Below are 8785 nucleotides of genomic sequence, written 5' to 3'. Positions count from 1 at the left end.
TGCCCTCACCCCAACCCCTCTCCCGTAAACGGGAGAGGGGCTTTGAGCAAAAGCCGGGTTTTGTAGTGCCGAGCCATGCTCGGCAGGGGCCTCGCCGGTGATGCTCCAGAAGCTGCCCTCACCCCAACACCTCTCCCGTAAACGGGAGAGGGGCTTTGAGCAAAAGCCGGGCTTGTAGGGCCGAGCCATGCTCGGCAGGGGCCTTGCCGGTGATGCTCCAGAAGCCGCCCTCACCCCAACCCCTCTCCCGTAAACGGGAGAGGGGCTTTGAGCAAAAGCGAGAGCTGTAATGCTCGGCTGGGGAATTGAACGTCGCGGCGCAGCAGGGTGCTGCTCTGAAAGATGCAGACCACGCCTGCACGCAAGCGCCGCGCGCTTCGCGGCTTACGCCGCTCCTGTCCGCGCCTGCAACCACCGGTTCGCCATGCGCCGCATCGATTCGTCCTCGTCGTTGGCGATGTCGATGATCGGCCGCCAGCCCAGCTCCAACGACTCCTCGCTGACCACGAAGCGCTCATCGGCGCCGGCCACCACCACGTAGCGCACGTCGTAATGCCAGTGACCGGGAACATCTTTGCGCTCGGGGATCCAATGCTTGTCGAGGTCGAAAATCGCAGCCGAGGCCAACGCCAACCCCGACAGGCCGGATTCCTCCTCGGCCTCGCGCAGCGCTACCGCGGCCAGATCATGGTCCCCGTCGGCATGCCCGCCTGGCTGCAACCAGCGTTGCAGCTTGCGATGGTGGGTAAGCAGGGCGCGCTGGCCATCAGCACTGACCAGCCAGGCACTGCCAGTGAAGTGCCCCTGCAGGCGCTCGCGGGTAAACGGGTCTATCCCGCCCTCTTCCAGAAGGGTCAGAAACTCCCGCGCCAGCGCCTCATCCGCCGACTGTACCCGGGTGTAGTCCGTTAATGCCTGTCGCAATGCCTGATCTTCGACACCCATGACTGCAAGCACATCCTCAAATTCCGATCCGGCGGTCATTATCGCTGTCGATGTTGCAGTTGCGCTTGTCGAGTTTCGCCACCTTTGGCAAGGTAGGGCGGTTGCCCATCGTTCAGTTTGCGACGCAACACAACGGTCCCGCTGCTCTGGCATGCGGGCCATCAAACAGTTTGGGAACCAGCGCAATGCTTAAAACTCTGTTGAGGGTCAAACCGGTCGAGCCGGCCGCACACGTCGATGCCGGTGAACCGATCGAAGGCAGCCTGCAAGGCGAAGCCACGCTTAAGCGGACCCTCACAGCCAAGCATCTGGTCATGCTGGGTATTGGTGCGGTGATTGGCGCGGGCATCTTCGTCCTCACCGGCCAGGCCGCAGCCAACCATGCCGGCCCGGCGGTGATGCTGTCCTTCGTCTTCGCCGGCATCGCCTGCGCCCTGGCCGGCCTGTGTTACGCCGAGTTCGCAGCAATGATGCCGGTCTCCGGCAGCGCCTACTCCTACTCTTACGCCACCTTGGGCGAAGGCATGGCCTGGTTCATTGGCTGGTGCCTGGTGCTGGAGTACCTGTTCGCCTCGGCCTCGGTAGCGGTGGGTTGGTCGGCCTACCTGATCAGCTTCATCACCACCACGCTGCACATGCCCTTCCCCGATGCCTTGTCGGCGGCGCCATTGGCCTGGACGGGTAGCGAGTTCATCAGTTCCGGCAAGCTGTTCAACCTGCCCGCCGTCCTGATCGTGGCTGCCATCACCGGCCTGCTCTATGTCGGCGTCACCCAGTCCACCTTCGTCAACGCGGTGATCGTGGCAATCAAGATCACCGTGATCTGCCTGTTCGTGGGCTTCGGCATCCAGTACATCGACCCGGCCAACTGGCAACCCTTCATCCCGCAGAACACCGGCACCTTCGGCGAGTTCGGCTGGAGCGGCGTGTTCCGTGCCGCCACCATCGTGTTCTTCGCCTATATCGGCTTCGACGCCGTCTCCACCGCTGCCGGCGAGACCAAGGACCCGCAGAAGAACATGCCAATCGGCCTGCTGGGTTCGCTGGCCGTTTGTACTCTCGTCTACATCATCGTCTGCGCCGTGCTGACCGGCATGCTGCCGTACAACCTGCTCGGTACCGACAAGCCGGTAGCCACCGCACTGGAAGCCTACCCCAGCCTGTCCTGGCTCAAGACCGCAGTCGAGATCGGTGCCATTGCCGGCCTGTCCTCGGTGGTGCTGGTGATGATGATGGGCCAGTCGCGCATCGCCTACACGATCTCGCGCGACGGCCTGCTGCCGAAGGTCTTCGGCAAGGTCCACGCACGCTTCCGTACACCGTACGTCAGCACCGTCGTGGTCGGCGTGTTGGCCGCCGCGCTGGCCGGACTTGTACCGTTGAACGTGCTAGGCGAGCTGGTGTCCATGGGCACCCTGCTGGCCTTTGCCACCGTCTGCATCGGGGTGCTGGTACTGCGCCGGACCAAGCCTGACATCGTCCGCCCGTTCAAGGTGCCGGCGGCATGGCTGATCTGTCCGCTCGGCGCCCTCGCCTGCGTGGCACTGTTCATGCAGGCCTTCGTCGTGCATTGGCACCTGTTCGTCGGTTGGACCGTGCTGGGCCTGTTCATCTATTTCGGCTACGGCATCCGCCACAGCAAGCTCAACAAGACCCCCTGAGCCTGACCCCCGACCGGCGCCCTGTGCGCCGGTTTTCACTGCGCCGCAGCGGCGCGACGACGAGCGAAGACCCGAATAATGTTCAAGCAACTCTGGGCCACAAAACACCCGCACGCCGCACATCAGGACGCCAACGGCCTGAGCCTGCGCCGCACCCTGGGGCCCTGGGGCCTGACCGCGCTGGGCATCGGCGCGGTGATCGGCGGGGGCATCTTCGTCATCACCGGCCAGGCCGCAGCCAACCATGCGGGACCGGCGATCATGCTGTCCTTCGTGCTGGCCGCGATCTGCTGCGCGTTCTGTGCGCTGGCCTATGCCGAGTTCGCCTCGATGGTGCCGGTATCCGGCAGCGCCTATACCTATACCTACGCCACCTTCGGCGAGCTCTCGGCCTGGTTCATCGGCTGGATGCTGGTGCTGGAATATGGCGTTTCTGCCTCTGCCGTGGCGGTCAGCTGGACCGGCTACTTCCTGAGCTTCCTCAACCACTTCGACATCCACCTGCCGGCGGCGCTGGTCAATGCGCCGCTGGACGCCCAGCTCAAGCCCACCGGCGCGATCGCCAACATCCCGGCGGCCATCCTCGTGCTGCTGCTGACCTGGCTGTGCTACGTCGGCATCAGCAAGTCCTCGGCAATGAACATGGCCATGGTCGTACTCAAGACCGGCCTGATCATCCTGGTGATCGTCGCCGGCTGGAAGTATGTGGATACCAGCAACTGGACCCCGTTCATCCCGGCCAACGAAGGCCCGGGCAAGTACGGCTTTGAAGGCGTGCTGCGCGGCGCGGCAATGGTGTTCTTCGCCTATATCGGCTTTGAAGCGGTGTCGGTTGCGGCGCAGGAATCGCACCGCCCGCAGCGCGACCTGCCGATCGGCATGCTGCTGTCGCTGGTGATCTGCACCGTGCTGTACATCGCCATGGCGGCGGTGATGACCGGACTGGTGCCCTACCAGTTGCTGGGCACCGCCGAGCCGGTGGTAACCGCCGTGGCGGCCCACCCGCAGCTGGATTGGCTGCGCATCATCGTCGAGATCGGCGCCCTGATCGGCCTCGCCTCGGTGGTACTGGTGATGGTGATCGGCCAGCCGCGCATCTTCATGATCATGGGCCGCGATGGCCTGCTGCCGCCGGTGTTCACCAAGATCCATCCCAAGTACCGCACGCCGCACATCAACACCATCATCACCGGCATCGGCATCGCGCTGCTGGCGGCGCTGTTCCCGCTGGACATCCTCGGCGAGCTGACCTCGATGGGCACGCTGATCGCCTTTGCCGCGGTCTGTGCCGGCGTACTGGTATTGCGCCGCACCCAGCCCGACCTGCCGCGTCCGTTCCGCATTCCGATGGCCTGGTTGATCTGCAGCCTGGGCGTGCTCAGCTGCATTGGCCTGCTGACTGCCATGACCCTGCATAACTGGATGCTGATGGGCGTGTGGACGGTCACCGGCTTCATCATCTACTTCCTGTACGGCGTACGCCACAGCAAGCTGAACGCCGAGAACAAGGCCAAGAACAGCTGAGTTGCCGGCCAGAAGCCAAGCTGAAGCCCGGGCCTGGTCCCGGGCTTTTCTTTTGCAAGCGATGCCTGAACCACATAGAGGCGTAGCCCGGGTAAGCGCCGCGCACCCGGGGCCTTTCACGCGCATCCTGGCCCCAAACTCCCGAGTGCGCGTGCGCTTACCCGGGCTGCGCTGACGGCCTCCTGACTTAAAGCTCCCGGGTGCGCTGCGCTTACCCGGGCTACAATGGCGCCTCGCCGGGGACCCTCTGACACGCATATTCCGCGCTGGCATCAGTTCCATCCGGATACATGCATGAACCTGCAACGGTTCTTAGTAGAATGGGCGGCATGAACGCCCCTACTGTCCCCTATGACGCCCAGCGACTGAGCGAACTGGCCCAGTTGCTGATCGACAACATCCGTGAGCTGGCCCAGGCTGGCTGGACACCTGCCACCAGCAGCAATTTCTCGCATCGCCTGGACGACCGGCACGCGGCCATCACCGTGTCCGGCAAGGACAAGGGCCGACTGATCGAAAGCGACATCATGGTGGTGGACTTCGATGGCAAGGCCGTGGGCCGCCCGCTGCGCCCGTCCGCCGAGACCTTGCTGCACACCCAGCTGTATGCACGGTTCCCCGAAGTAGGCTGCGTGCTGCACACCCACTCGCCGGTACAGACCATTGCTTCGCGCCTGTACGGCAGCGACGGTCATATCCGCCTGGAAGGCTACGAGCTGCTCAAGGCCCTGCATGGCAATGCCACTCATGAGACCGCCGTTGACCTGAAGGTCTTCCCCAACACCCAGGACATGGACGTGCTGGCCGCCCAGGTCGAAGCCGAACTCGACAAGGGGCCGATGTGGGGCTACCTGATCGATGGCCATGGCCTGTATGCCTGGGGTCGCGACATGGCCGAAGCCCGTCGCCACCTGGAAGCCTTCGAGTTCCTGCTGCATTGTGAGCTGGAGCTGCGCCGCCTGCGCGGCAACGCCTGATCCCCTTCCCACGTCGAGTCCCCCATGAGCCGACTGCGCATTTTCAACGACACCGCCCCGGACGCGCCGCTGTTCGACAGCCGCGATGGAACCGTCATTGCCGCCGAACTGAGCAAGATCGGTGTCACCTTTGAACGCTGGCAGGCCAAGCATCCGGTTGCGCCGGGCGCCAGCCAGGACGAAGTGTTCGCCGCCTATCGCGAGGACATCGACCGGCTGGTCGCCGAACACGGCTTCAAGAGCGTGGACGTGGCCTCGATCGCGCCAGACAACCCGGCACGCGCCGAGATCCGCAAGAAATTCCTCGACGAGCACTACCACAAGGAGGACGAAGTACGTTTCTTCGTCGCCGGCTCGGGCCTGTTCACCCTGCACGTGGACGACAAGGTCTACGAGGTGGAATGCGTGAAGGACGACCTGATCGCCGTGCCGGACAGCGTCAAGCACTGGTTCGACATGGGCGAGGAACCCAGCTTCGCCGCCATCCGCTTCTTTACCGAGCCGGATGGCTGGGTCGGCCACTTCACCGGCACCGACATCGCCCAGCGCTTCCCGCGCTACCAACCCAGCGCTGCATGAATCGCTGTTTTGCCTTGAGCCCCTGCTCTGCTTGAGCTCCGGCTCTGGCGTTAGCCCCTGCTCTGCTTGAGCCCCTCTCCCGCGAGCGGGAGAGGGGTTGGGGTGAGGGCAGCTCTACGCAGTTCAAGCCGCAAACCACCCGCACAACGCGCGCGCCAAGAAGCACCGCGCAGGACGCCAACGCATGACCATCAAAGCCATCCTTACCGACATCGAGGGCACCACCTCCAGCATCTCCTTCGTCAAGGAAGTGCTGTTCCCCTACGCCCGCAACGCCCTGCCCGGCTTCGTCCAGACCCACGGCAACGAGCCGCAGGTGCGCCAGTGGCTGGATGCGGTGGCCACCGAGATATCTGCCAGCACCTGCCAGGACGAGGTCATCGTTGAAACCCTGCAGGGCTGGATCGATCAGGACCGCAAGCACACCGCGCTCAAGGCACTGCAGGGCATGATCTGGGACAGCGGCTACCGCAATGGTGATTACACCGCGCATATGTACCCGGAAGTCGCCGATGTATTGCGCGGCTGGCACGCCAGCGGCTTGCCGCTGTACGTGTACTCGTCCGGCTCGGTGCCGGCGCAGAAGCTGTTCTTTGGCTTCAGCGACGCGGGCGATCTCAACGGCCTGTTCTCCGGCAACTTCGACACTGAAGTCGGCGGCAAGCGCGAAGCGGCAAGCTATGCGCATATCGCCAAGGCCATCAACACCGCGCCGAGCGAGATCCTGTTCCTGTCCGACATCGTCGAGGAACTGGATGCCGCCCGCGATGCCGGCCTGCAGACCGTATTGCTGGACCGTCTCAACGACTACCCGCAGCCGCGCACCGGCGAGGCCACGCATGGCCATCCCCGGGTCGAGCGCTTCGATCAGATCACGCTCTGATCCGCCCAACTGCGCCCGATATGACGGCCCCTCACGGGGCCGTTTTCGTTGCGCCGCCCGCACGGCGCCTGCCGGTTTCACGTGCGCCGCACATCGGCATCACCTACGGTGAAGCCTCCGCAGCACAGGATTCATTGAGCTGCCCGCACAGCGGTCCGTGGCGGCTGATCATCCCCGCAACGGAGACCTCATCGCATGAGCATCGCTGCAGAGATCGGCCAAGCGCTGGCCGCCGAGTTCACCCTTCCTGACGTCCGCACGACGACCGTCATCGTCTCGCGGCTGGCCACGGCCATCGTGCTCGGTGGCCTGCTTGGGCTGGAGCGCGAGCGCAAGGGCCGCGCTGCAGGACTGAAAACCCACATCCTGGTCTCGGTAGGCTCGGCGTTGTTCGTGTTGGCGCCCTTGCAGATGGGCATCTCCGGCGCGGACGTCACCCGCGTGATGCAAGGGATCGTCTCCGGCATCGGATTTCTGGGCGCCGGCGCCATCCTCAAACTCGACGCCGAGGAGCGCATCCAGGGCCTGACCACGGCGGCCGGCATCTGGATGACGGCGGCGATCGGCATGGCCGCCGGCATGGGCATGGAAATGGTGGCGTTCATCACCACGATTGCCGCGCTTGCGGTAGTAAGCACGCTGCCGAAGTTGATGCCGGACAAACGCAAAAGTATCGAAGGCAGCGAAACGGATCTCGACACATGATCCGCTGGCGTTACCAACCCGGGTTCAGCGCGACCTTGCAGGCGCGCCATAACCGCGAAGCACACAGCCTCAGATGAAAGCGCTGCCTGGGCGTTGAGCAAGCCCAGCTGCGCGGCTTCCGTCGCTCCTACAATGCCGGGCTGCGCAGCACCAGCACATCAATGCTGGAGCGCACGCCCAGGCGCGCGGTGAAACCGTCCCATTGGCCGACCCCGTTGCTGACGAACAACGTCATCTCGCGCACGCGGTACTCGCCCCGTACATAGCCGTGATTGAACGGCGCCACCACCCAACGATCGAATCCCAGCATGTGCCCGCCATGGGTATGGCCGGAAATCTGCAGGTCGATCGCACCGGTAGCGGCCGCGGCGCGTGCCTGTTTGGGTTGGTGGGCCAGCAGCACGTGCACATCGCCGCCCCTGCCGCCATCCACAACGGCCTGCATGTCCGGTGCCCGGCCCCCGTGCATATACGATGTTTGCTTCAGCGCCGCCAGGTCACCGATGCCCGAGACCACCAGCCGCCCCCCGTTGATGTTCAACAGCGCGCTCTGGTTCTCCAGCACACCCAGGCCCATCTGCCGGAAATGCGCCATCCATGCACTGTAGTCGTAGTAATACTCGTGATTGCCCGGCGCCAGCCACACGCCATAGGGTGCCTTCAGCTGCGCCAGCGGTTCGGCGAAACGACCGCTGTCTTGCAGGCCGCCATCGGCCATGTCGCCCGGCAACACGATCATGTCGGGCTTGGCCGCCAGGGTTGCATCGACGATGCGCTGGGTACGCCAGGTACGTTTGACCGGACTGATATGCAGATCCGCCAACACCGCCACCCGCAGCCCATCCATTCCATTGGGCAGATGCGGCACAACCAGTTCGCGTTCGTGCACCTGTGGCGGCTTGAGTCCGTTATAAATGCCCAGCGTTGCCAGCAGCACGATCAGCACAGCCGCGCCCTGGTTGAGGCCGACGCCGTGCCATGGCGTTGCCAACCGCGACGTCCGCGGTAACAGTCGTGACAACAACCAGCCGGCTTCGCGTAGCACCACGAACACCAGCACCAGCATGTACATCACCAGCACCCAGCCGAACACCAGTTGCAGCCAGGCTTCGACCGAATAGCTGAAGACATCCATGCGCCACAAGGTGGCAAAGCCCAGACCAATCAAGGCCAGCACCAGGCTGATGCCGGTGCGCCACCGGCGCTGCGGCTTGGACAAGGGATGCACCGGCCGCCAGAACAGGACGGCGAGCAAGGGCAGGATCAGCGATACAAGAAAAGTCATTGGCAGTGCGCGGTAGATATGCGGAGGACGCCCGCGATCAGACCGCGAACAGGCTCAGAAGACTGCCGTGCACTTTGACACGGCAAGGTGGCGGATCGCGCGCCTACGGCTGGAACACTACGTAACCCACCGTAGTGCCGAGCCATGCTCGGCATAGCGTGCTGGAGGTGGCCGGACCGACAGCGACGATCCTTCCTGCTCCTTCCCTTTGGCCAAGGGGAAGGTT

8 protein-coding genes are annotated in these 8785 nt (G+C 64.2%); 6 read left to right on the top strand and 2 right to left on the bottom strand.

What is annotated here, in order from left to right:
* Positions 1 to 384: 384 nt before the first annotated feature.
* The gene (locus RT460_RS05710) at positions 385 to 945 is read right to left on the bottom strand and encodes an NUDIX hydrolase (RefSeq protein ID WP_313317684.1); all 561 of its coding nucleotides are present in this window, start codon (positions 943 to 945) and stop codon (positions 385 to 387) included.
* Positions 946 to 1130: 185 nt separating this feature from the next.
* On the opposite strand from RT460_RS05710, the gene RT460_RS05705 reads away from it, so the two are divergent.
* The 6 genes from RT460_RS05705 to RT460_RS05680 all read left to right on the top strand — a co-directional run bounded on the left by RT460_RS05705 (position 1131) and on the right by RT460_RS05680 (position 7274).
* Positions 1131 to 2606, top strand: coding sequence for an amino acid permease (locus tag RT460_RS05705; RefSeq protein WP_313317683.1), 1476 nt, complete (start codon positions 1131 to 1133; stop codon positions 2604 to 2606).
* Positions 2607 to 2684: 78 nt separating this feature from the next.
* Positions 2685 to 4130, top strand: coding sequence for an amino acid permease (locus RT460_RS05700; protein ID WP_313317682.1), 1446 nt, complete (start codon positions 2685 to 2687; stop codon positions 4128 to 4130).
* A gap of 329 nt (positions 4131 to 4459) precedes the next feature.
* Positions 4460 to 5107 carry a methylthioribulose 1-phosphate dehydratase gene (locus tag RT460_RS05695; protein ID WP_313317681.1) on the top strand — a complete coding sequence of 216 codons (648 nt, stop codon included), beginning with the start codon at positions 4460 to 4462 and terminating at the stop codon, positions 5105 to 5107.
* A 24-nt stretch (positions 5108 to 5131) separates the two neighbouring features.
* Complete coding sequence (locus tag RT460_RS05690) at positions 5132 to 5686, top strand: acireductone dioxygenase (RefSeq protein WP_313317679.1); 555 nt, start codon at positions 5132 to 5134, stop codon at positions 5684 to 5686.
* A 184-nt stretch (positions 5687 to 5870) separates the two neighbouring features.
* Positions 5871 to 6569 carry an acireductone synthase gene (gene mtnC / locus RT460_RS05685; RefSeq protein ID WP_313317678.1) on the top strand — a complete coding sequence of 233 codons (699 nt, stop codon included), beginning with the start codon at positions 5871 to 5873 and terminating at the stop codon, positions 6567 to 6569.
* A 195-nt stretch (positions 6570 to 6764) separates the two neighbouring features.
* Complete coding sequence (locus RT460_RS05680; protein ID WP_313317677.1) at positions 6765 to 7274, top strand: MgtC/SapB family protein; 510 nt, start codon at positions 6765 to 6767, stop codon at positions 7272 to 7274.
* Positions 7275 to 7401: 127 nt separating this feature from the next.
* Here the strand turns inward: RT460_RS05680 and RT460_RS05675 are convergent, their stop codons facing one another.
* Positions 7402 to 8559 (bottom strand): metallophosphoesterase, encoded by a 1158-nt coding sequence (locus RT460_RS05675; protein ID WP_313317676.1) that lies wholly within the window; start codon positions 8557 to 8559, stop codon positions 7402 to 7404.
* Between the last annotated feature and the right edge of the window lie 226 nt (positions 8560 to 8785).

The organism is Stenotrophomonas sp. (genome assembly GCF_032061965.1).
Taxonomy (GTDB): Bacteria; Pseudomonadota; Gammaproteobacteria; order Xanthomonadales; family Xanthomonadaceae; genus Stenotrophomonas.
The sequence above is the reverse complement of the archived record's forward strand: the minus strand, read 5'-3'. Positions and strand labels throughout refer to the sequence as shown.

Coding starts and splice junctions, on each gene's coding strand:
- RT460_RS05675 (WP_313317676.1), bottom strand. CDS start 8,559: ATGACTTTTCTTGTATCGCTGATCCTGCCCTTGCTCGCCGTCCTGTTC.
- RT460_RS05700 (WP_313317682.1), top strand. CDS start 2,685: ATGTTCAAGCAACTCTGGGCCACAAAACACCCGCACGCCGCACATCAG.
- RT460_RS05710 (WP_313317684.1), bottom strand. CDS start 945: ATGGGTGTCGAAGATCAGGCATTGCGACAGGCATTAACGGACTACACC.
- RT460_RS05705 (WP_313317683.1), top strand. CDS start 1,131: ATGCTTAAAACTCTGTTGAGGGTCAAACCGGTCGAGCCGGCCGCACAC.
- RT460_RS05690 (WP_313317679.1), top strand. CDS start 5,132: ATGAGCCGACTGCGCATTTTCAACGACACCGCCCCGGACGCGCCGCTG.
- RT460_RS05695 (WP_313317681.1), top strand. CDS start 4,460: ATGAACGCCCCTACTGTCCCCTATGACGCCCAGCGACTGAGCGAACTG.
- RT460_RS05680 (WP_313317677.1), top strand. CDS start 6,765: ATGAGCATCGCTGCAGAGATCGGCCAAGCGCTGGCCGCCGAGTTCACC.
- mtnC (WP_313317678.1), top strand. CDS start 5,871: ATGACCATCAAAGCCATCCTTACCGACATCGAGGGCACCACCTCCAGC.